The organism is Acinetobacter sp. A47 (assembly GCF_000805455.1).
Taxonomy (GTDB): domain Bacteria; phylum Pseudomonadota; class Gammaproteobacteria; order Pseudomonadales; family Moraxellaceae; genus Acinetobacter.
This window is the reverse complement of sequence record NZ_JSUS01000071.1, coordinates 514,829-536,686: the sequence shown is the minus strand read 5'-3', so window position 1 is coordinate 536,686 and position 21,858 is coordinate 514,829. Positions and strand designations below refer to the sequence as shown.

20 protein-coding genes and 1 riboswitch are annotated in these 21,858 nt (G+C 47.0%); of the genes, 17 read left to right on the top strand and 3 right to left on the bottom strand.

The window, feature by feature from the left end:
- Positions 1–200: 200 nt before the first annotated feature.
- Positions 201–398, bottom strand: a complete 198-nt coding sequence (locus OC23_RS17940) for a DUF3565 domain-containing protein (RefSeq protein WP_038346329.1) — start codon at positions 396–398, stop codon at positions 201–203.
- Complete coding sequence (locus tag OC23_RS17935; protein WP_038346328.1) at positions 399–851, bottom strand: MarR family winged helix-turn-helix transcriptional regulator; 453 nt, start codon at positions 849–851, stop codon at positions 399–401.
- A 178-nt stretch (positions 852–1,029) separates the two neighbouring features.
- On the opposite strand from OC23_RS17935, the gene OC23_RS17930 reads away from it, so the two are divergent.
- The 9 genes from OC23_RS17930 to lpxC all read left to right on the top strand — a co-directional run bounded on the left by OC23_RS17930 (position 1,030) and on the right by lpxC (position 11,219).
- The gene (locus OC23_RS17930) at positions 1,030–1,512 is read left to right on the top strand and encodes a glutathione peroxidase (RefSeq protein WP_038346327.1); all 483 of its coding nucleotides are present in this window, start codon (positions 1,030–1,032) and stop codon (positions 1,510–1,512) included.
- Between the two features lie 392 nt (positions 1,513–1,904).
- A complete protein-coding gene (gene gshB / locus OC23_RS17925; RefSeq protein WP_038346326.1) occupies positions 1,905–2,852 on the top strand; it encodes a glutathione synthase in 948 nt (315 codons plus the stop codon).
- Between the two features lie 226 nt (positions 2,853–3,078).
- A complete protein-coding gene (murG, locus tag OC23_RS17920; RefSeq protein WP_081407343.1) occupies positions 3,079–4,176 on the top strand; it encodes an undecaprenyldiphospho-muramoylpentapeptide beta-N-acetylglucosaminyltransferase in 1,098 nt (365 codons plus the stop codon).
- A 13-nt stretch (positions 4,177–4,189) separates the two neighbouring features.
- Entirely contained in the window at positions 4,190–5,635 is a 1,446-nt protein-coding gene (gene murC, locus OC23_RS17915; protein ID WP_038346325.1) for a UDP-N-acetylmuramate--L-alanine ligase, read from the top strand.
- Between the two features lie 109 nt (positions 5,636–5,744).
- Positions 5,745–6,671 (top strand): D-alanine--D-alanine ligase, encoded by a 927-nt coding sequence (locus OC23_RS17910; RefSeq protein WP_038346324.1) that lies wholly within the window; start codon positions 5,745–5,747, stop codon positions 6,669–6,671.
- 6 nt (positions 6,672–6,677) lie between these two features.
- Positions 6,678–7,535 carry a cell division protein FtsQ/DivIB gene (locus OC23_RS17905; protein WP_038346323.1) on the top strand — a complete coding sequence of 286 codons (858 nt, stop codon included), beginning with the start codon at positions 6,678–6,680 and terminating at the stop codon, positions 7,533–7,535.
- 61 nt (positions 7,536–7,596) lie between these two features.
- Positions 7,597–8,859 carry a cell division protein FtsA gene (ftsA, locus tag OC23_RS17900; protein ID WP_038346322.1) on the top strand — a complete coding sequence of 421 codons (1,263 nt, stop codon included), beginning with the start codon at positions 7,597–7,599 and terminating at the stop codon, positions 8,857–8,859.
- A 164-nt stretch (positions 8,860–9,023) separates the two neighbouring features.
- Positions 9,024–10,205, top strand: a complete 1,182-nt coding sequence (gene ftsZ, locus OC23_RS17895; RefSeq protein WP_038346321.1) for a cell division protein FtsZ — start codon at positions 9,024–9,026, stop codon at positions 10,203–10,205.
- Between the two features lie 111 nt (positions 10,206–10,316).
- Positions 10,317–11,219, top strand: coding sequence for a UDP-3-O-acyl-N-acetylglucosamine deacetylase (gene lpxC / locus OC23_RS17890; RefSeq protein WP_038346320.1), 903 nt, complete (start codon positions 10,317–10,319; stop codon positions 11,217–11,219).
- Positions 11,220–11,317: 98 nt separating this feature from the next.
- Here lpxC and OC23_RS17885 read toward each other — a convergent pair whose 3' ends face one another.
- Positions 11,318–11,758 (bottom strand): hypothetical protein, encoded by a 441-nt coding sequence (locus OC23_RS17885; RefSeq protein WP_038346319.1) that lies wholly within the window; start codon positions 11,756–11,758, stop codon positions 11,318–11,320.
- Positions 11,759–11,863: 105 nt separating this feature from the next.
- Between OC23_RS17885 and OC23_RS17880 the strand changes: the two genes are divergently transcribed.
- The 8 genes from OC23_RS17880 (at position 11,864) to guaB (ending at position 21,761) form a co-directional block, all read left to right on the top strand.
- Positions 11,864–12,565 (top strand): M23 family metallopeptidase, encoded by a 702-nt coding sequence (locus OC23_RS17880; protein WP_038346318.1) that lies wholly within the window; start codon positions 11,864–11,866, stop codon positions 12,563–12,565.
- 204 nt (positions 12,566–12,769) lie between these two features.
- Positions 12,770–15,487: a pyruvate dehydrogenase (acetyl-transferring), homodimeric type gene (aceE, locus tag OC23_RS17875; protein WP_038346317.1), complete on the top strand. Its 2,718-nt coding sequence runs from the start codon at positions 12,770–12,772 to the stop codon at positions 15,485–15,487.
- A gap of 2 nt (positions 15,488–15,489) precedes the next feature.
- Complete coding sequence (locus tag OC23_RS17870) at positions 15,490–17,439, top strand: 2-oxo acid dehydrogenase subunit E2 (protein WP_038346316.1); 1,950 nt, start codon at positions 15,490–15,492, stop codon at positions 17,437–17,439.
- 136 nt (positions 17,440–17,575) lie between these two features.
- Positions 17,576–17,863: a hypothetical protein gene (locus OC23_RS17865; RefSeq protein ID WP_038346315.1), complete on the top strand. Its 288-nt coding sequence runs from the start codon at positions 17,576–17,578 to the stop codon at positions 17,861–17,863.
- 34 nt (positions 17,864–17,897) lie between these two features.
- Positions 17,898–18,038: riboswitch (yybP-ykoY riboswitch) on the top strand.
- 84 nt (positions 18,039–18,122) lie between these two features.
- Positions 18,123–18,698: a TMEM165/GDT1 family protein gene (locus OC23_RS17855; RefSeq protein WP_038346314.1), complete on the top strand. Its 576-nt coding sequence runs from the start codon at positions 18,123–18,125 to the stop codon at positions 18,696–18,698.
- Positions 18,699–18,854: 156 nt separating this feature from the next.
- Positions 18,855–19,661 carry an MBL fold metallo-hydrolase gene (locus tag OC23_RS17850; RefSeq protein ID WP_038346313.1) on the top strand — a complete coding sequence of 269 codons (807 nt, stop codon included), beginning with the start codon at positions 18,855–18,857 and terminating at the stop codon, positions 19,659–19,661.
- A gap of 126 nt (positions 19,662–19,787) precedes the next feature.
- Positions 19,788–20,153 carry a YkgJ family cysteine cluster protein gene (locus OC23_RS17845; RefSeq protein WP_038346312.1) on the top strand — a complete coding sequence of 122 codons (366 nt, stop codon included), beginning with the start codon at positions 19,788–19,790 and terminating at the stop codon, positions 20,151–20,153.
- Between the two features lie 141 nt (positions 20,154–20,294).
- The gene (gene guaB, locus OC23_RS17840; RefSeq protein WP_038346311.1) at positions 20,295–21,761 is read left to right on the top strand and encodes an IMP dehydrogenase; all 1,467 of its coding nucleotides are present in this window, start codon (positions 20,295–20,297) and stop codon (positions 21,759–21,761) included.
- Positions 21,762–21,858: the final 97 nt, after the last annotated feature.

Here is a 21,858-nt window from a genome sequence, read left to right as displayed (position 1 = left end):
TAATTTAGCCCTGAACGGTGTAGCATCCTGATGAATATTTGTGGTGGGTAAGTAGAGACAATCTGTTTAAATGATAAGCGTAAAAAAACCACGGCTGATCAGCCCCAGACTTTTTAAATACCCCATGCAAGGCTTTGACCTTTTGGTTTGAAAATACGCTCCGGTTTTTCTGATCGAATACAAACTGAATACACGTTCACTTACCCGGATTTTATCTGTTCACACCTCTTGCATTCCAGCATCACCCCTAATTTTTCATTTCGTCCTTGCTCCGTCAACACCCACGGGCGATTTTGCCACGGTGGATCATGACGCACATGTTGCCCATGCCCACAGGCGAGATCAGCAACCCAATGTGCTTGTTCATCGAGATGGAAACCGACAATGGCTTGCTGCATTTAATTGTCCAGACTTTGGTTTTTAGCTTTTTCCAAACCGTTTAAAAAACGATGACATAAGTTATGAATCGCCAGCAGATCATTCTGCTCCATGCCTAAAGCGCAGGCGAGTTTAAACGGAATCGCGGTAATCTCGTCTTTTGAAGCGAGTGCTTTTTCCAGCAACACCACTTTTTTCATGCGCTCATCTTCTTTGACTGCAACACGCTTTAAAAACTGTTTTTCTTCAAGTTTTTTAATAATCGGTGTCAGCGTCCCCGAGTCAAAAAAAGTCTTTTGCCCAATCTCTGACAACATCACATTGTCCTGTTCGTACAAAGCCAGCAACACGATAAATTGTGGATAGGTCAGGTCATGTTGCTGAAGCAAGGGGCGATACTGGCGAATCATGGCATTGGTCGCGGAATACATGGCAAAACATACTTGATTATCCAGAAATGACACTTCAGCCATGATGATTTTCCTCGACTCGATTGTTAGGCCATTAGTATAAATTGAAATGCACTAAAAGTATATTGTGCATAATTAACTTGTGTGCAAGATAATTGTGTGCAATATTAAATAAGCAGGCTGACTTGTTAAGCAGCATATTTTTGAGTACATCCGTAACGGGATAGAGGAGCGCATATCGATGAGCAAGATTTATGATTTTCAGGCGGAACTGTTAGAAGGTGAGCAGAAAAAGCTTTCCGAATATCAAGGTAAAATATTATTGGTGGTCAATACGGCCAGCCAGTGTGGTCTGACCCCACAATTTGAAGGGCTGGAAAAGTTATATCAGGACTATCAACAGCAAGGTCTGGTGATTCTAGGTTTTCCGTGTAACCAGTTTGCCAATCAGGACCCGTCCAGCAATGAAGAAATTGGCAGCTTCTGTCAGCGTAATTATGGTGTGTCTTTCCCGATGTTTGCCAAGATTGATGTAAATGGTCCAACCGCACATCCTCTGTATCAATATCTCACTGCTGAAGCCAAGGGAATTTTGGGCAGTGAACGTATTAAATGGAATTTCACCAAATTCCTGATCAATCAGCAGGGTGAGGTTATCAAACGCTATTCACCGATCACCAAGCCTGAAAAGATTGCCCAAGATATTCAAAGGCTTTTTGGCTAAGGCTGTTTTAAGCTATGGAGAAGGGAAATGACGGGTTCAAGCCGGGTCAACGGGTGATTTCCCTATCCGAAGCAAATGACACGATAAGCCCAAATCTGTGAAACAGGTGATAATGGTTTGAAAGGATGATTTTTTAAATCTCTCAGCGCTAGGCAAGGGGCGGTTTAACTTGCCAAACGCTGTGCCAGTGACGGTATTATGTCGGCTTCATTTAGCTGTATTGAAGTGTGCCAAACCTGTCAGCTGGCGCCGAATAATAAAAAAATACCCTCCCGTTGCAATCAGCGCTATGGCAGCTCAGGTCAAAAGCAGCGCCTACACAACTTGTTTCACGATTGAGCGTAAACTTCGCTATACTTTTTGCCAAGATTAAAAAATACGAGCGTCAGATTATGCGTGTACTGGTAGTGATGGACCCGATCGAAACCGTGAATCTTAAAAAAGATTCCACCATGGCCATGTTATGGGCGGCCAGCCGTCGCGGACATGAACTGGGTTATGCATTGCAGCACGATTTATATATCGATCAGGGTAAAGCCTTCGGTCTGATCTCGCCACTCAAGGTATTTGAAGATTACAGCCACTATTACGAGTTAGGGGAGAAACGCAAAGAATCGCTGGCCGATTACGATGTGGTACTGATGCGTAAAGACCCGCCATTTGACATGAATTTTGTCTATACCACTTATATTCTGGAACAGGCGGAGCGTGAAGGAGCGTGGATTATCAATAAACCACAATCATTGCGTGACTGTAATGAAAAGCTGTTTGCAACGCAGTTCCCGGAGCTGCAGGTCCCAACCTTGGTGACCTCACAACAAAGCCTGATTCGTGAATTTATCAAGCAACATGGCGACGTGATTGTGAAGCCTCTAGATGGTATGGGCGGCATGGGGATTTTCCGTTTGTATCAGGACGGGGTCAATATCGGGTCGACTTTGGAAATGCTGACCGAGATGGGTACACGTCCAATCATGGCACAGCGCTATATTCCCGAGATTGTAGAAGGTGATAAACGTATCCTGATGGTCAATGGCGAAGCGGTGCCTTACTGTCTGGCACGGATTCCGCAAAATGGTGAAGTACGCGGTAACCTGGCAGCAGGTGGCTTAGGTCAAGCACGACCACTGACTGAAAACGATAAACTGATTGCGGCCAAAGTCGGACCCTTCCTGCGTGAAAAGGGGCTGGTGTTTGTGGGGCTGGATGTGATCGGTAATTATGTGACCGAAATTAATGTTACTAGTCCAACCTGTATCCGCGAAATTGATAGCCAATTTGGCACTTCCATCGCCGATGACCTGTTTGCAGTACTGGAAGCTGGCCGTCCAGACAAGTAGCACGATTCTGTTTTTTGACCCAATTGCCCGTTTGCATAAACCCGAATTCTGGATGCAAACGGGCATTTAGATATCGGCAGTCACTTGTTTTTAACAAACAATCGAAAAAAGCCGGGCTTTCTGTTGTAAACAAGTGAAATTCGCTTTTCGTGAATAAGGCTTTAGGATTAAAATAACGCCCGAAAACAATAGACGATAACCTTTTTTTGAGTTGAAGAATTAAACCGTGACCAATTCACCACAGAACAAACCCAAACATGTCATGATGATGGCCGCTGGTACAGGTGGACATGTTTTTCCTGCGCTTGCGGTTGCCAGACAACTGCAACAAGAGGGCTGTCAGGTCTCTTGGTTGGCGACGCCTACGGGTATGGAAAACCGGTTGCTCAAAGATCAAAATATCCCGATTTACCAGATCGATATCCAAGGTGTACGCGGCAATGGCCTGATCCGCAAACTCAGTGCGCCGTTTAAAATTTTAAAAGCAACCTTAAGCGCAATGCGCTATATGAAACAGCTGAAAGTTGATGCTGTGGCCGGTTTTGGCGGCTATGTGGCTGGTCCTGGCGGTTTGGCGGCACGGTTACTCGGCATTCCCGTACTGATCCATGAACAGAATGCCATTGCCGGCTTTACCAATACCCAGCTGGCACGTATTGCCAAGACCGTATGTCAGGCTTTTCCGGAGACTTTCCCAAACAGTGATAAAGTGGTCACCACAGGCAATCCGGTCCGTGCCGAAATCACTGCGATTCTGAATCCGTCATGGCGCTACCAGAGCCGTGAACAGGAACAGCAGCCCCTGAATATATTGATTGTAGGCGGCTCACTGGGGGCACAGGCCTTAAATGAACGCCTGCCGCAAGCCTTGAAAAAGGTCAATGTCCCGCTCAATGTGTTTCATCAGTGCGGGCAAAATAAGCAGGATGCCACGCGTGCATTATATCAAGGTGCGCCTGAAAGCCTGCATGTCCAGGTTGAGCCATTTATCCATGATATGGCCAAGGCCTATAGTGATGCTGATTTGATTATTTGCCGTGCTGGTGCTTTAACCGTGACGGAAGTGGCAACAGCGGGTCTGGCAGCAGTATTTGTTCCTTTACCGATCGCGGTGGACGACCATCAGACTGCCAATGCAAAACATCTGGCCAATGCCGGTGCTGCAAAGATTTGCCAGCAAGCAGAAATGAGTCCTGCGGTTCTGGATGAACTATTTGCCAGTCTGCTCAATCGCCAGCTCCTGTCTGAAATGGCGATTAAAGCACGTCAACAAGCACAACCGGATGCAACACAGCATGTGGTTGAACTGATTAAGAAATTGTAATTCGAGTTTATTTATGTCTCCTACAAATCCAAACCAAGCCAAAAAGCTGATTAAAGTGCCAGAAATGCGCCGTATTAAAAATATCCACTTTGTTGGTATTGGAGGGGCGGGGATGTGCGGTATTGCCGAGGTCCTGAGTAACCAGGGGTATAAAATCTCGGGCTCGGACATCAAAGCTTCAAAAACCACAGCTCAGCTTGAAGCCAACGGAATTAAAGTTTATATCGGCCACTCGGCAGAAAATATTAAAAATGCCAATGTGCTGGTGGTTTCGACGGCGATTGACCCTGAAAACCCGGAGATCAAGGCAGCAATTGAACAGCGTACCCCGATCGTGCGTCGTGCAGAAATGCTGGGTGAGTTGATGCGCTACCGCCATGGTATTGCCGTTGCTGGAACCCATGGTAAAACCACCACCACCAGTTTATTGACCACCATGCTGGCAGAAGAAAACCTTGATCCAACTTATGTGATTGGCGGTTTGCTGAATAGTACCGGTGTGAATGCTGCTTTAGGTGAAAGCCGTTTTATTGTGGCAGAAGCGGATGAGTCAGATGCATCTTTCCTATATTTGCAGCCGATGGCCGCAATTGTAACCAATATCGATGCAGATCACATGGATACCTATGAAGGTAGCTTTGACAAATTAAAAGATACCTTTATCCAGTTCCTGCATAACCTGCCATTCTATGGCTTGGCTGTGGTGTGTGGGGATGATGCCAATATTCGCGAGATTTTACCGCGTGTGGGGCGTCCGGTATTAACTTACGGCTTTGATGAAGGTAATGACATCCGTGCGATTGATGTTGAGCAGGAAGGTATGCGCTCACACTTTACCGTATTGCGTAAGGATCGCGAACCGTTACGTGTCACCATCAATCAACCGGGTCTGCATAATGTCCTGAATGCACTGGCTGCAATTGGGGTCGCAACCGATGAAGGGGTGTCTGATGGTGCGATTTGCCGTGCACTGGAAGGTTTTAGCGGGGTAGGCCGCCGCTTCCAGGTACAGGGCGAGTTTGAAGTGGGTGACGGTCTGGTGAAACTGGTAGATGATTATGGTCATCACCCGAAAGAAGTTGAAGCAACCATTAAGGCAGCCCGTGCCAGCCATCCGGACCGCCGTTTGGTGATGCTGTTCCAGCCCCACCGTTTTAGCCGTACCCGCGACTGTTTTGATGACTTTGTGGATGTGTTATCGCAAGTCGATCAGTTATTATTGCTAGAAGTTTATCCTGCTGGTGAAAAGCCGATTGTCGGTGCCGATAGCCGTGCGCTGGCCCGTAGCATTCGCCTGCGTGGTGAGGTCGAACCGATTCTGGTCGATCCGGTAGAAGGCAATTTGCCGAACGTTTTACAAAAAGTGTTACAAGCAAATGACCTGTTATTAACACAAGGCGCAGGCAACGTGGGGGCAATTTCGGTAGAATTGGCCCAGCATCGCCTGTATGCCGAATAGTTTTAGAAAATTCATCCCGGCCTCCTTCATTAAAAAAAGGAGTGCGCCTTTTTCATAAAGGGACGTTTGGGAAGATTTAGAAATTTAGAAAAGTTTTAAGGATATAAACGTGTCAAATGCTGCAAAATTCGGCAAAGTTGCTGTGTTATTGGGTGGGAAATCGGCTGAGCGTGCTGTGTCATTAGACAGTGGTCAGGCCGTATTAGAGGCCTTGTTGCGTTCGGGTGTACAGGCAGAAGCATTTGATCCGCAAGATCGTAGTGTGACTGAACTGGTGGGCTATGACCGTGCCTTTATCGTATTGCATGGCCGTGGCGGTGAAGATGGCCAGATACAAGGCGTATTGGAATGGTTGAATATCCCGTATACCGGGACTGGCGTGCAAGGGTCTGCAATTGGTATGGACAAAGTCAAAACCAAGCAGATCTGGCAAGGCAGTGATTTGCCGACCGCACCTTACCGCATTATCACCAAAGACACCGATCTGGAGCCTGTGATTGCTGAGCTGGGTTTACCAGTCATTATCAAGCCTGTGCATGAAGGTTCCAGCGTTGGCATGAGCAAGGTTGAAAAAGCAGAAGACTTTGCCGCTGCGATTGAAAAAGCAACCCAGCACGATGCTGTGGTGATGGCCGAAAAATGGATTACGGGTCGTGAATTTACCATTTCATTCCTGAATGGCCAGCCTTTGCCGGTGATTCGTTTACAGCCGCCAGCAGATGTGGCCTTCTATGACTATGAGGCAAAATACCAACGTAATGATGTGCAATATGGCATCCCTTGCGGTTTAAGCGAAACGGAAGAGAAAAGCCTGCAAGCCTTGTGTTTGCGTGCTTTCCAGGCAGTAGGAGCGGAGGGCTGGGGCCGTATTGATGCCATGCAGGATGAACAGGGCAATTTCTGGTTGCTGGAAGTGAATACGGTTCCGGGCATGACCAGCCATTCCTTGGTCCCGAAAGCAGCGCAAGCTGTCGGTTATAACTTTGATCAGCTCTGTGTTGCAATTTTAGAGCAAACCTTGGCAAAGTCGGCTTAATTCTTCATGGCTCAACTTCCTGCATCTATGCGTCGCAAAGCGCGACCGGCCATTAGCTCGATTCACGAGAAACCGCCTTCACCCCGACAAAAGATGGTGAACGCGGGCGGCTGGGCACTGCTTGTTATCGCCTTTGTTGTACTGGCCTTGGGGGTGTTCGGTCTATATAAAGTCATGACCGATGCCAAGGTGGCCGAGTTGCAGGTCGTGGGGACTCATTCCGAGGTTGAAAACCAACAATTAGTCAAATACCTGAATCCAGTCATTAAAGATAATTACTTCACTTCTGATTTGGAACAGATTCGCGATCAGGCATTAAAAGTGTCTTGGGTTGATCGTGTGGTGGTGTCACGAGCTTGGCCAAATGCAATCCGGGTGCGGGTGATGCCGCGTCATGCAATTGCACGTTGGGGAACAGGGCGCTTGCTCAGTGACAATGGCGATGTGTTCAGTGAGGCTGTACCACAAGCCCATCCAAACCTGCCGCTGTTACACGGGCCGGTCAGCCAATCCAAAATGATGATGCGCCGCTATAATGAAATTAATCAATTATTTCATCCGGTCAATTTACGGTTGAAAGAATTGTATTTAACCGAGCGCATGACCTGGTTTATGCAGTTTGATTCAGGTTTACGCATTATTGTCGATCAAGATCAAACCATGAACAAGCTCCAGCGCTTGAGCCATTTGGCACAAACAGATCTCAAACCTGTATGGCCGAAAATCACGGCAATTGACTTGCGTTACCGCAATGGCCTGGCCATTCAGTGGAAAAACGCAGCTCCGCCCAAGATTGTCAATGGTCAGTTAGTTGTAACGATTGATGACACAAGCCTTGCAGGGGCAATTCAGGCAAAGCCATAATACGTGGCTTAAAATAAAGGGCAGTGGTCCTAAACAACACTAAAGATATGGTATTGAAGTAATGAGTGAAGCTGTTCCCTCAGTTGTTGCGATTGATATTGGGACGCATAAAGTCTCAGTTTTGATTGGTAAGATCCATGCACCGGACAAGATCCAGGTCATTGGCATGGCAACTGCTCGCAACCGAGGTATGGTTAAAGGCAAGATTGTCAGCTTGGACAAGGTCATTGCTGCGATTAAGAATGCAGTATCCGAAGCAGAGGATATGGCAGAGTGCCGTATCCATAGTGCGTGGGTGTCTATTCCGAGTACTGAATTACAAAGTTTTTATGCCTCAGGCCGTACCCCTGTTGCCAACCACGATCATATTATTACGACAAATGAAGTGGTGCGTGCACTGGAGTTGGCCAAAGCCAGTCATGTCTCACCGGATTACTATCTTGCCAGCGCTGTGCCACTAGGCTTTGAGCTCGGTGATTCGGCTGAATGGGTGCAGAATCCGGTCAATATGTCTGCCCATAGCATGACAGGACATTATCAGTTAATGATGATGCCCATCAGCACCATGCAAAACCTTGATCGCGCCATGAAAGGGGCAAATATCGGGGTTGAAAAGATGGTGGTGTCTTGTCTGGCAACGGCTGAAGCCAGCCTGCTCAAAGATGAAAAGGAATATGGAGTCTGTCTGGTTGATATTGGTGCCGGCATTACCAATATTGCGGTATATCTGGACGGGCGTCTGGCCTTGGCACGCACCTTGCCGCGTGGTGGCGAGAATGTTACCCGTGATATTGCTGCCGTTTTGCAGACCACCACCGAAGAAGCAGAACGCATCAAGATTTTACATGGGTGCGTTGACCTGAGTGTGGTCAAGCCGGATCACATGATTCAGGTTCAGGGGATTGATGGTACACAAACCATCAGTCGTATTGAGCTTGCTGAAATCATCATTGCACGTTATGAAGAGATCTTTGCTTCAATCCGTGAGGAGCTGGAACATAGCGGTGCGATCCATGGCCTATACCATGGCGTGGTACTGACCGGTGATGCCTGCCAGATTGAAGGCATGGTAAATCTGGCACGCCGTACACTCGGGGTCTCTGCCCATCTGGGGAATCCGCCGTTGCAAGTGTATGCTGATGATCAGCATTTGCCTGCTTTGCGTCGTTCCATGTACGCCACTGCAGCAGGCCTGCTGATGTTTAGCCAGAGTGATTTGCAAGATACGGTGGAAGAACCGGAAGAAGCCAGTGAACGCAGTTTTGTTGACCGGGTAGCCAATGGTTGGAATGCATTAAATAGCAAGTTAAAGGCCATCTTTTAAGTTGTAGTTATTTTTGGGAAAAATTGTTAGGAAGTTGTTCTAAATCAGCCACTGTACTTGACAAGCTAGCGATTATTGAACAGCATCCTAAACATCAGTTGTTTAAAAATCAGGGCAGTAACGGGCTGAAGTAACTGCCATTAATATTAGGAAATCTAAAGGTCATGGCCTCATTTGAATTTATAGAAGATGAACTAGACAATGGCAACGGTCAAGCCCGTTTCACAGTATTTGGCGTAGGTGGTGGCGGTGGTAATGCCGTGCAGCACATGGCGCAATCAGATATTCAAGGCGTGAAGTTCGTTTGTGCAAATACAGATAAACAGGCACTGGATAGCATGAACGCGCCATTCAAAATTCAATTGGGCGAGCAAAGTACCCGCGGTCTGGGCGCCGGTGCTAATCCGGAAGTGGGCCAGATTGCGGCAGAAGAAAGCCGTGAAGTCATCCGTCAGCACCTTGAAGGCACCGATATGGTATTCGTAACTGCCGGTATGGGTGGTGGTACAGGTACCGGTGCAGCTCCTGTGGTTGCCGAAGTGGCCAAGGAAATGGGAATCCTGACCGTTGGTGTGGTAACCACCCCATTCAACTTTGAAGGCCGTCGCCGTCAAAAGTCTGCTGAAAAAGGGATTGATGCCTTAGAAGCTCATGTTGACTCACTCATTATTATCCCGAACCAGCGCCTGTTAAGCGTTTACGGTGATATTTCAATGAAAGATGCCTATAAAAAGGCAGATGATGTATTGTTAAATGCGGTACGCAGTATTTTTGACCTTGTGGTCAACCGTGGTCACATTAACCTCGACTTCGCTGACTTGAAAACAGCGATGAGTACCCGTGGTTATGCGATGATGGGTGCGGGTCTGGGACGCGGTGAAGATCGTGCACGTCAGGCTGCTGAACAGGCTATCCGTAGTCCGTTGCTTGATAATGTCAATATTATCAATGCGAAAGGTGTATTGATCAATATCACCGGTGGGGATGATATTACCCTGCGTGAAACTGAGATCATTACCGATGTGGTGAACCAGATTGTTGACCTCGATGAAGGTGAAATTTTCTACGGTACCGTATTTGATCCGGATGCACGTGATGAATTACGTGTAACGGTCATTGCGACCGGTTTAACGCGTAATGCAAGTGAAGTTGACCAGAAGAGACGTACAGCCGCTTCGCATGTCACCTCTTCACAAGCGGCGCAGCAACCGGTAGATGAAGATGATGTTCCTGCGATTAGTAAACGTACAAATGCTGATGCACCAGCAGCTGCAGTACCAAGTTCTACGCCACGTTCGTCACCAATGAGCATTCAGGACTACCTGAAAAATCAGCAACGTAAATAATAAAATCATATATTTAGAGAAAGGAGGCAATTAATTGCCTCCTTTTTTATTTTTTTAAAATGGCAAAATATGCTAAGTTATATCGGTTTTTGCAAATGAAGTTGGTATGGCATGTTGAAACAACGTACTCTCAAACGTGTGGTGAAAGCGAGCGGGATTGGTTTGCACAGTGGTCAAAAGGTGCTGATCAATTTTGTTCCACACCATATTGATGGAGGTATTGTCTTTCGCCGTATCGACTTGAACCCTCCGGTAGATATTCCGGCCAATGCCCTGCTAATCCAGGAAGCATTCATGTGCTCGAATCTGGTGCGCGAAGATATCAAGGTAGGCACCATTGAACATGTCATGAGTGCAATTGCCGGCTTGGGGATTGATAACCTGATCGTCGAAGTTTCGGCGTCTGAAGTGCCGATTATGGATGGCAGTGCAGGGCCCTTTATCTATTTGCTGATGCAAGGTGAACTGGCCGAACAAGATGCACCCAAGAAGTTTATCCGCATTTTAAAGCCGGTTGAGGCTTTAATCGATGACAAGAAAGCCATTTTTTCACCGCATGCCGGCTTCCAGCTCAATTTTACCATTGATTTTGATCATCCTGCCTTTGCCAAGGAATATCAGTCTGCCACCATCGATTTTTCAACAGAAACCTTCGTTTACGAGGTCAGTGAAGCACGGACCTTTGGTTTTATGAAAGATCTGGACTATCTGAAAGCCAATAATCTGGCATTGGGAGCCAGTCTGGACAATGCCATTGGCGTTGACGATACCGGTGTGGTTAACGAAGAAGGCTTGCGCTTTGCAGACGAGTTTGTCCGCCACAAGATTTTGGATGCAGTCGGTGACTTATATTTGCTTGGTCATCAGATCATTGCCAAGTTTGACGGTTATAAATCGGGCCACGCCTTGAATAACCAGCTATTACGCAATGTTCAAAATGATCCAAGCTGCTATGAAATTGTAACATTTAATAACGAGAATGACTGTCCAATTCCTTATGTGAGTGTGACATAAGTCATTGTCTTTTATTGGCTATGTTATATTATAACAATTGAAACTGAGATTTTTGTCACAAAATATACTGTTAGGCTTTGCTACCTAATGTATGAAGTTTACTTTTTATTGCTTGCCAAACGTAGTAGAGCTTGGCTAAGCTTAGGGTCGCTCACATATTCAGCGGCGCTGCGTAATTGCTCTTGGGTCTCTGATGTAAGTGTTTTTGTTGGGGGAGAGGGTTCACGAGAGACAACAGGTTTGTTTCTTAAACGAACTTGAATTTTTCGTAATTCCTTGAGTCCTTCGAGCTGAGCTAACTGCGCAACATAGTGGCTTTGTAAATAGCTGAGTTGACTAATCATGGCCTGATTTTCACCCGTTATGATCAAAACCCCGTGTTGATAACAAACAACTTGCCATTGCTCCGGTTGGGGCAGTAAAGGTTGAATAATTTTCGTAAGTTGTTTCCATTGGGTCACTTGCGTTGTCAGAAACGTCAAGTTTCCAGTTTTTATGTGTTGTCCTTTCTGTTGAAAAACGTTGTTAGGTTCAGACATAGAACTTCCTCGGAGGTGATGTGTCCATCTTAAGCGTTTGGTTCAGCTGTTATCAAGGAAGAGATGATAAAGGAACGTTTGAAGGACGGTTTCAAGAGGTTTTTTATGCATCATACGCGTCGTATTTTACTCGCATTTTCATTGGCTGCGTCAGCTGCTTCGGTTGCTTTTGCAGATTATCAGAATATTGGTCAGGCCACTGGGGATGACCGTTTAGAGCAATTATCCAAAACCTTGGCCCAAGGTTCTTATACTCATTCTGCTGATATGGATTTGCCGGCCATATCAAATGTGTCAGTTAAATTACGTGAAAAAACCATTGAACTGAACAATGCGACCATTGAGAAGAAATATGGCCGTTCTGCCATCTCGTCTCAGGACAATGCGTCCTCTTTCTCTGCCAATACAGGCTATTCCTGGTTAGTCAGTCATCCTTTGCAAGAAGGGCGGGTCAGCTCTTCCTGGGGTAACCGTACCTTGCTAGGCTCAACCCGGCATCATTCCGGAGTAGATCTGGCAGCGCCTTCTGGCACGCCAATTTATGCAACAGGTCCGGGTGTGGTCACAAAATCGGGCTGGGGTACAGGATATGGCCAGTATGTTGAAATTGATCATGGCAATGGCTATATCACACGTTATGCCCATGCATCGCGTTTAATCGTAAATGCCGGTGACCGCGTAAGTGCAGGTGAGCATATTGCCAATGTCGGTTGTACCGGCCGTTGTACCGGGCCGCATTTACATTTTGAAGTCGTAAAAGACGGACAGCGTAAAAACCCATCAACTTATTTAGCAATGTTGCCTTAAGGCAATTTATTGACAGTTGTATATAAATGTTAAGAAAAATCGCCTTGATTGGCGATTTTTTATGTTTTTTGTTTCAGTTCGGTCAATGACTATTTTATCAGAAAATAATAAGGCGTTTTCCATTCAGCCAGGGTAATACCCCTTATAAAGCAAAACATGATAAAAATAGGGTCGACAAATAACTTAAGGGAAAAGGTGAATTGTATGGCGTTTTATGGCGACTCTGACGCGCAAGAAACCCAAGAATGGCAAGAAGCATTTGATTCTGTATTACAACACATGGGCACGGAACGGGCTGCTTTCTTACTAGAAAAACTTTATCAACGGGCAATTGCGAAACATGTGCCAATCCAGCGCTTAAACACACCTTACCTCAACACCATTTCAGTTGAAGAGCAACCTGCAATGCCAGGTGATCAGGATATGGAACGCCGTATCCGTGCCCTGATTCGCTGGAATGCGCTGGCAATGGTATTGCGCGCCAATAAAACCGGTGATGATCTGGGTGGCCACCTTGCCAGTTTCGCATCATCTGCAACCTTGTACGATGTTGGCTTTAACCATTTTTTCCGTGCAGCCTCCGACAACTTTGGCGGCGATATGATTTATTACCAAGGTCACTGTGCTCCTGGTATTTACGCACGTTCATTCCTGGAAGGCCGTTTAACCGAAGATCAATTAAATAATTTCCGCCGTGAAGTGGGCGGTAATGGTCTTCCGAGTTATCCGCATCCTTATCTGATGCCTGACTACTGGCAGTTCCCGACTGTATCGATGGGTCTGGGACCGATCATGTCTATCTATCAGGCCCATATTCAAAAATACCTGATGAATCGTGGCCTGATTAAAGAAGAAGACCGTAAAGTCTGGGCTTATCTGGGTGATGGCGAAATGGACGAACCTGAAAGTCTGGGTGCCATTTCACTGGCCGGCCGTGAAAAACTGGATAACCTGATTTGGGTGGTGAACTGTAACCTGCAGCGTCTGGATGGTCCGGTACGTGGTAACGGCAAAATCATTCAGGAACTTGAGTCATTGTTCCGTGGCGCAGGCTGGCGTGTGATCAAGGTGGTGTGGGGCCGTCATTGGGACCCATTGCTGGCACAAGACACGACCGGTGCCTTAAAAGCACGTATGGAAGAAGCCGTAGATGGTGACTACCAGCGTTATCAGGTGAAGGGCGGTGCGTATGCACGCGAGAAATTCTTCGGTAAATACCCTGAAGCTGCAGAGCTGGTGAAGAACTTAAGCGATGAAGATATTGATGCCTTGAACCGTGGTGGACACGATCCGTACAAGGTCTATGCAGCTTATGCAGAAGCCACCAAGAGCAATGGCCAGCCAACCGTCATTCTGGCAAAAACCATTAAGGGTTATGGTTTGTCCGATGAAATTGAAGCGGTTAACAAAACTCACCAGATCAAGAAAATGCAGCTTGACTCCCTCAAGTATGTACGCGATCGCTTTAACCTGCCGTTTAATGATGAGCAGCTTGAAGAGTTGCCATTCTATCGTCCGGCTGAAAACTCGCCTGAGCTGAAATACATGAAGGCACGCCGTGAGGCCTTGGGAGGCTATTTGCCAGCACGTCGTAAAGACAGTGCGTCTTTACCGATTCCTGAGCTTTCTATTTTTGATGGCGTGCTCAAAGGCAGCGGTGACAAGGCACAATCGACCACCATGCTGATGGTTCGTTTGATTTCGGCATTGCTAAAAGAAAAAGCCATCAAGGATCATGTAGTGCCTATCGTTCCGGACGAAGCACGTACTTTCGGTCTGGAAGGCATGTTCCGTCAATTGGGTATTTATGCTGCTCATGGCCAGCAATATACGCCGGAAGATAATGAACAGTTGATGAACTATCGTGAGGCCAAAGATGGCCACATGTTACAGGAAGGGATCAATGAAGCCGGTGCAATGAGTGCCTGGTCGGCATTGGGCACCAGTTATTCAACCAATAACCTGCCAATGATTCCGATGTACATGTACTACTCCATGTTCGGTTTCCAGCGTATTGGTGATATTGCATGGGCCTCAGGTGATGCACAGGCTCAAGGTTTTTTGTTGGGCGCAACCGCAGGCCGGACCACACTCAATGGCGAAGGCTTGCAGCATCAGGACGGTCATTCGCACATCCTGGCGGGTACGATTCCGAACTGCGTCGCTTATGACCCATGCTTTGGCTATGAACTGGCAGTGATTGTACATGACGGTTTAAAACGCATGTATCAGGATCAGGAACGTGTGTTCTATTACTTGACCGTAATGAACGAAAATTACGAACATCCAGCCATGCCAGAAGGTGTTGAAGAAGGCATTAAACGTGGTATGTACCTGTTCGAGAAAGATGAACAGGCAACCGTTCAGTTGCTCGGTTCCGGTGTGATCTTGCGTGAAGTTATCAAGGCTGCCAAGATCCTGCGTGATGAATACCAGATTCATTCCAATGTCTGGAGTGTGACCAGCTTTAACGAGCTTGCACGTGACGGCATGGCATGCGATGAATATAACCGTCTGCATCCATTGAGCGATACTACGAAAGAGTCTTGGGTTTCTCAACAGTTACGCAATACGGATGGTATTGTGGTATCTGCAACAGATCACATGCGTATTTACAGTGAACAGATCCGTGCTTACCTACCGGACAACCGTCCATATGTGACGCTGGGTACAGATGGTTATGGCCGTTCAGATACACGTGGCAACTTACGTAGCTATTTTGGCGTCGATGCCGCACATATCGTGGTGGCAACCTTGAAAAAACTGGCAGATGAAGGTGAAGTTGAAAATCGCTTGGTGAAAGATGCAATTTCATCTTTTGAGCTGGATACTGACCGTCCGGTGGCATGGGCACCTCAAGCACATCCTCAAGTACAGGCTGTTGCTGAATATCATGAAAATCAAGCAGGTGAGGGGAAATAATCATGCAAATCCAAGCACCTGATATTGGCGTAGATAAGGCTCTGGTAGCAGAAGTCCTGGTTAAAGTAGGCGACCATGTCGCGGTTGACGATAGCCTTCTGGTTCTGGAGTCCGATAAGGCAACGGTTGAAGTACCAAGCACGGCAGCCGGCATTGTGAAGAGTATTCTGGTGCAGCAGGGTGATGAAGTCACCGAAGGCGTTGCATTGATTGAGCTGGAGTCCGAGTCTGCTGCCGAAGCACCTGCGAAAGAAGCACCGCAGACGGAAGCGCCGCAAGCACAAGCCAAAGCGGTAGCAGCTGAATCACCAGCTCAAGCTGCCGTCGCTCCGGCAGCGACAGCAAGCCAGGTTGTGGATGTTAAAGTTCCGGATATTGGCGTAGAAAAAGCGTTGGTTGCCGAGATTCTGGTTAAGGTCGGTGAAGAAATTGAAGCCGAGCAAAGTATTGTCGTGGTGGAGTCAGACAAGGCCACGGTTGAAGTCCCGAGTTCGGTTGCAGGGATTGTGGAAGCCATCCAGATCAAGGAAGGCGATAGCATTAAAGAAGGTGTGGTCCTGATCCAGGTCAAGACAGCTGGTCATGCCGCATCCGAACCAGAGCCACAAGCAGCACCGGCCCAACCAGAAGCACCTGCTGCAAGCAATACCACGACGGGTAATGTTGAAATCGAAGTGCCTGATCTGGGTGTAGACAAGGCGCTGGTTTCAGAAATTCTGGTCAATGTGGGGGATCGTGTCGAAGCCCAGCAAAGCCTATGTGTGGTTGAGTCAGATAAGGCTTCAGTTGAAGTCCCGAGTTCAGTTGCAGGAATTGTGAAGGCAATTCATGTATCTGCCAATCAGGAAGTGCGTCAGGGCGTAGCTTTGGCAACGATTGAAGTCAGTGGTCAGGCTGCTGCACCAGCAGCACCAAAAGCACAAGCTGCAACGCCAGCAACAGAGCAGAAGCCAGTTGCTGAAAAACCGCAGCCAGCAGCGACCGCAGTACCGAGTGCACCAGTGCAAGCAGAAAAGCTGACCAAAGAACAAGAAGCTGAAAATGCGAAGGTTTATGCAGGTCCTGCGGTGCGTAAACTGGCACGTGAATTAGGTGTTAGTCTGGGTCAGGTCAAGGCATCCGGTGAACATGGCCGTGTCATGAAAGACGATGTATTTGCTTATGTAAAATCACGTCTAACCGCCTCTCAGTCAGCGCTTGCTACGCAAGCAGCGCCAGTAGCGTCGGGCTTACCGAAGTTGCCAGACTTTAGTGCCTTTGGTGGCGGTGAAGTGAAAGCAATGACGCGTTTACAGCAAGTGTCTGTACCGCAATTGTCATTGAATAATTTCATTCCTCAAGTCACACAGTTTGATTTGGCTGATATTACCGAGCTTGAAGCCTGGCGTGGCGAGCTGAAGGACGGCTTCAAAAAGCAGGGGATCAGCTTAACGATCTTGGCCTTTATTGCCAAGGCTGTGGCGCACCTGCTAAAAGAAGAACCTTATTTTGCCGGGCATTTGGCGGATGATCAGAAGTCAGTACTGTTGCGTAATGAAATCCATATGGGTATTGCGGTTGCGACGCCAGATGGTTTGACTGTGCCGGTACTGCGTAATCCGGACCAGAAGTCGATTAAGCAAATTGCCACTGAACTGGCTGAGCTCAGTCAAAAAGCACGTGACCGCAAATTGTCGCCGAAAGACCTGCAAGGTGCCAATTTCACTATTACCAGCTTAGGCAGTATTGGTGGAACCGCATTTACCCCATTGGTGAACTGGCCACAAGTTGCGATTTTAGGTATTTCACCTGCAACCATGCAACCGGTATGGAATGGTAAAGACTTTGATCCGCGTTTGATGTTGCCATTGTCATTGTCTTATGACCATCGTGTCATTAATGGTGCCGATGCAGCACGCTTTACCAATAAACTGACCAAGTTACTCAAAGACATTCGTAGCTTATTGCTGTAATCGTTTTTGAATCTGGAAAACCTCGCATCAGCGGGGTTTTCTGTTTTTAGGGTGACAAAGATATGGCTTTATTTGAGAATACTTTTGCCTAAAATAAATTCGTATTGATAACGATTTTTTGGATCAGGGAGCAAGGATGTTAGTGGTTTATCGGGTGATGCTACCCTTATTACTCAGCGTTTTTGTATTAATGGGCGTATGGGTAAGTGTCCTGCATTTCCCTTGGGATTGGGTCATGTATGCAGTCATGGGACTGGAGGTACTGGTCGCGACCGTGATGATGGCTATGGAATATCAGGCCCAGCAATGGGGTGGAGCAGGGGGCTGGGGCAGCTCCGGTTTTCTGGGCCTGAGTGCCTATCTGGCCGTTGTGCTGGGCCTTGCCCGTCTATTGCTCTGGAGTTATCAAAAATTTTGGGCTTAAGCATTCAAAAGCATTTTATTGTTTGCTAGAATGGCCTGACTTCATTGGGGAGTAGCCGCTCTTTACGCAAAGTAAAGAGGTGATGATCAACATAATTGTTCAACCGAACATGGTCATCATAGCAAAGAACCAAGAACAGCTTTTCAGCTGTGCTTTTGTTGGCAAGACCTTTGATTTACCACTCTGCATCAATCTATTTGATTTTGGCTAGCGGGAGGGGTAGGTCATCGGTATATTTTGCTAGCCAGAGCATTCAACCATGTATGAATTTCTCATCTCTACTTCAATTGTTGCCCTTGCTGAAATGGGCGATAAAACTCAATTACTGGCCTTATTACTGGCGGCACGTTTCCGTAAACCTGTTCCGATCTTGATTGCCATTCTGCTGGCAACCACCATTAATCATGGTATTTCTGCGATCTTGGGGCAATGGATTACTACTGTACTGAGTCCTGAAATCCTGTTGTGGATTCTTGCGCTTGGCTTTATCGGCATGGCGATCTGGATGCTGATTCCGGATGAGTTGGGTGACGAAAGTGAAAGCATCAATAAGTGGCAGAAATTTGGGGTTTTTGGTGCAACGTTTATCCTGTTTTTCTTGGCAGAAATTGGCGATAAAACCCAGATCGCAACCGTGGCTTTGGCGGCACGTTTTGACAGTGTGTTCTGGGTCATGTGTGGAACCACGTTCGGCATGATGATTGCCAATGCACCGGCAGTGTTTATTGGTGACAAGCTGGCAGATAAATTACCGATTTCCCTGATCCATAAAATTGGTGCTGCAATTTTTCTGGTGGTCGGGGTATCGACGCTGGTCCAGCATTATTTCTTTTAATTGCGCCCGAATGTAACAAGACCCGTGCAGCAGTGACGGGTCTTTTTTATAAATATTGATAAAAACCCAAACTCTGATTGAAACGGGCATTAAATCCCATTATTTTATTATGGAATTAAAATTATTTCATATTTAAAGAATTTTTCTGGGGTGGTTATGAGTTTCGAGCGCACAACTTCGCAAATATTGTTTGATAATGGCACACATAAATGCATCAGTTTTACCAGTCTGGTCAAAGGGGAAGGCATTCAGGCCAATCAGTTTCTCATTATTGACCATGATCGGGCCGCAGTTCTGGACCCGGGCGGTGACCTGACCTATGTGCCATTAACCATGGAGCTGAACCGTTATACCAAACTGAAAAATCTGGACTATGTGATGGCCTCCCATCAAGATCCTGACATTATTACCTCGATGCCACGCTGGCTGGTCTATACCGATGCCAAAGTGGTGGCTTCCAAGTTATGGGCACGCTTTTTACCGCACCTGAACTCTGCCTTTATGAGTGACCGCATGAAAGGCAACTGGGAGGAGCGCCTGATTGAGCTATCAGATACCGGACAAGTCATTCCTCTGGGTGAATCTTCAATTGTGGCTGTACCTGCCCATTTCCTGCACTCGGTTGGCAATTTCCAGTTCTATGATCCGACTGCAAAAATTTTATTTTCAGGCGATATGGGCGCTTCAATTGTCGAAGATGCCAGCTTGGCAATCACTGACTTTGAGGCACATATCCAAAAAATGAAAGGTTTTCACCAGCGCTATATGTGTTCCAATAAAGTCATCCGTCTCTGGGTCAATATGGTGCGGCAGATGGATCTTGAAATGATTGTGCCTCAGCATGGGACTGCTTTTGTGGGTACGCAGATGATCAACCAGTTCCTGGACTGGATCGAAACACTGGAATGTGGCGTAGATCTGATGAATGAAGATGTGTTCAGTTTGCCGGCTGAAATGAGCTAAGTGTCCGGGTTGCAAAATGACTGGAAAATACATGAATCTTTGATCATGCACTCTTGTCGGCAGGCATAAATTTTTTTAGGATTTAGCGGATAAAGGATTGAATCTGATAACGAGAATTTTAAAAAAATGTTGTCTCAAATTGCGACACCGGATGCCTGTGTCAGTTGTGGTGCCTGCTGTGCAAATTACCGTGTTTCTTTCTACTGGGCTGAGGCAGAACAGATCCCTGAACACATGGTTGAGCCGTTGACAGCTGTCTATTCATGTATGAAAGGGACCAATCAGGCACAGGTCAGATGTGTGGCCTTGCAGGGTGAGGTGGGGCAGCAGGTGAGCTGTGCCATTTATCCGTTCCGGAGCTCAAGCTGTAAAGAAGTCCAGATTGCCGACTCACATTGTAACAAGGCAAGATTGGCACATAACCTGATTCCACTGGTTGCGGTTGAACAGCAGCCTTCTGAAAATAATGACAATTATGATCAGGTTTGCTAACAGGATGAACCGGTTTTACACGCAATAATGGTCCGGCAGGAAGCTTTTTAAGCAACGATTTAAATTATTTTCGTCATAGAAAATGAAAATCACATGGAAATTTGTTTATAATAGCTCACGGAAATTACCAGTGAGATTGTTATGCTGACCATCGTTCAAGAAGCGCTAACCTTCGATGATGTCTTATTACTTCCTGCCTACTCAACTGTTCTCCCAAAAGATGTCTCCTTAAAGACACGTTTAACTCGCGGAATTCAACTTAATATCCCCCTCGTTTCTGCTGCAATGGATACAGTGACTGAATCACGTATGGCGATTGCAATGGCCCAAAACGGTGGTATGGGTATTTTGCACAAAAACATGGATATTGCAGCACAGGCTGCAGAAGTCCGTCGTGTGAAAAAATTTGAAGCAGGTATGGTGAAAGATCCAATCACCGTGACACCTGAGACCACAGTACGTGAACTGATTGCAATTACCCAGGCCAATAATATTAGTGGTGTGCCTGTGGTTAAAGAGGGCAAGGTTGTCGGTATCGTGACAGGTCGTGATACACGCTTTGAAACCAATCTTGAACAGCCTGTCAGCAATATCATGACAGGTCAGGACCGTCTTGTGACAGTACGTGAGGGCGAGTCTAAAGAAAATATCCAGGCTTTGTTGCAAAAACACCGTATCGAAAAAGTATTGGTGGTCGGCGAGCAGCATGAGCTGAAAGGCTTGATTACGGTCACTGATTTCCGTAAAGCCGAAAGCTATCCAAACAGCTGTAAAGATGATCTGGGCCGCTTACGTGTCGGTGCCGCAGTCGGTACAGGTGCTGAAACACCAAGCCGTGTAGAGGCACTGGTTGAAGCGGGTGTCGATGCGATTGTGGTGGATACTGCTCATGGCCATTCGGCGGGTGTAATCGAGCGTGTTCGCTGGGTAAAAGCCAACTACCCGCAGGTTCAGGTGATTGGTGGCAACATTGCAACAGGTGATGCTGCACTAGCATTGCTGGATGCGGGTGCAGATGCGGTCAAAGTTGGTATTGGCCCGGGTTCGATCTGTACCACACGTATTGTGGCGGGTATCGGTATGCCACAGATTTCTGCGATTGACAGCGTTGCCAACGCATTGAAAGACCAGATTCCTTTGATTGCCGATGGTGGTATCCGCTTCTCTGGCGATATGGCTAAAGCGATTGGTGCGGGTGCAAGCACGATTATGGTGGGTTCACTGCTTGCCGGGACTGAAGAAGCACCGGGTGAAGTCGAATTCTTCCAGGGCCGTTATTACAAGGCATACCGTGGTATGGGGTCGTTAGGCGCAATGGCTGGTGTATCCGGTTCTGCTGACCGTTACTTCCAGGATGCTAAAGCAGGCGCTGAAAAGCTGGTTCCGGAAGGTATTGAAGGCCGTGTACCTTATAAGGGGCCTATGGGCAACATCGTGCATCAAATGATGGGTGGCTTGCGCTCATCAATGGGTTATACCGGTTCATCAGTGATCGAAGACCTTCGTCAAAATGCAAAATTTGTGAAAATCACTTCAGCGGGTATGTCAGAGTCGCATGTACATGACGTCACGATTACCAAAGAAGCGCCAAACTATCGTGTTGGTTGATTTTTGGTAATTTTGCCGATTGAAAAACCGTCAGTGTACTGACGGTTTTTTTTGTTTTGGTGTAAAGTGAACACGGTAAAGAAAGATATGGTTAAGA

Coding starts and splice junctions, on each gene's coding strand:
- OC23_RS17940 (WP_038346329.1), bottom strand. CDS start 398: ATGCAGCAAGCCATTGTCGGTTTCCATCTCGATGAACAAGCACATTGG.
- OC23_RS17935 (WP_038346328.1), bottom strand. CDS start 851: ATGGCTGAAGTGTCATTTCTGGATAATCAAGTATGTTTTGCCATGTAT.
- OC23_RS17930 (WP_038346327.1), top strand. CDS start 1,030: ATGAGCAAGATTTATGATTTTCAGGCGGAACTGTTAGAAGGTGAGCAG.
- gshB (WP_038346326.1), top strand. CDS start 1,905: ATGCGTGTACTGGTAGTGATGGACCCGATCGAAACCGTGAATCTTAAA.
- murC (WP_038346325.1), top strand. CDS start 4,190: ATGTCTCCTACAAATCCAAACCAAGCCAAAAAGCTGATTAAAGTGCCA.
- OC23_RS17905 (WP_038346323.1), top strand. CDS start 6,678: ATGGCTCAACTTCCTGCATCTATGCGTCGCAAAGCGCGACCGGCCATT.
- ftsA (WP_038346322.1), top strand. CDS start 7,597: ATGAGTGAAGCTGTTCCCTCAGTTGTTGCGATTGATATTGGGACGCAT.
- ftsZ (WP_038346321.1), top strand. CDS start 9,024: ATGGCCTCATTTGAATTTATAGAAGATGAACTAGACAATGGCAACGGT.
- lpxC (WP_038346320.1), top strand. CDS start 10,317: ATGTTGAAACAACGTACTCTCAAACGTGTGGTGAAAGCGAGCGGGATT.
- OC23_RS17885 (WP_038346319.1), bottom strand. CDS start 11,758: ATGTCTGAACCTAACAACGTTTTTCAACAGAAAGGACAACACATAAAA.
- OC23_RS17880 (WP_038346318.1), top strand. CDS start 11,864: ATGCATCATACGCGTCGTATTTTACTCGCATTTTCATTGGCTGCGTCA.
- aceE (WP_038346317.1), top strand. CDS start 12,770: ATGGCGTTTTATGGCGACTCTGACGCGCAAGAAACCCAAGAATGGCAA.
- OC23_RS17870 (WP_038346316.1), top strand. CDS start 15,490: ATGCAAATCCAAGCACCTGATATTGGCGTAGATAAGGCTCTGGTAGCA.
- OC23_RS17865 (WP_038346315.1), top strand. CDS start 17,576: ATGTTAGTGGTTTATCGGGTGATGCTACCCTTATTACTCAGCGTTTTT.
- OC23_RS17855 (WP_038346314.1), top strand. CDS start 18,123: ATGTATGAATTTCTCATCTCTACTTCAATTGTTGCCCTTGCTGAAATG.
- OC23_RS17850 (WP_038346313.1), top strand. CDS start 18,855: ATGAGTTTCGAGCGCACAACTTCGCAAATATTGTTTGATAATGGCACA.
- OC23_RS17845 (WP_038346312.1), top strand. CDS start 19,788: ATGTTGTCTCAAATTGCGACACCGGATGCCTGTGTCAGTTGTGGTGCC.
- guaB (WP_038346311.1), top strand. CDS start 20,295: ATGCTGACCATCGTTCAAGAAGCGCTAACCTTCGATGATGTCTTATTA.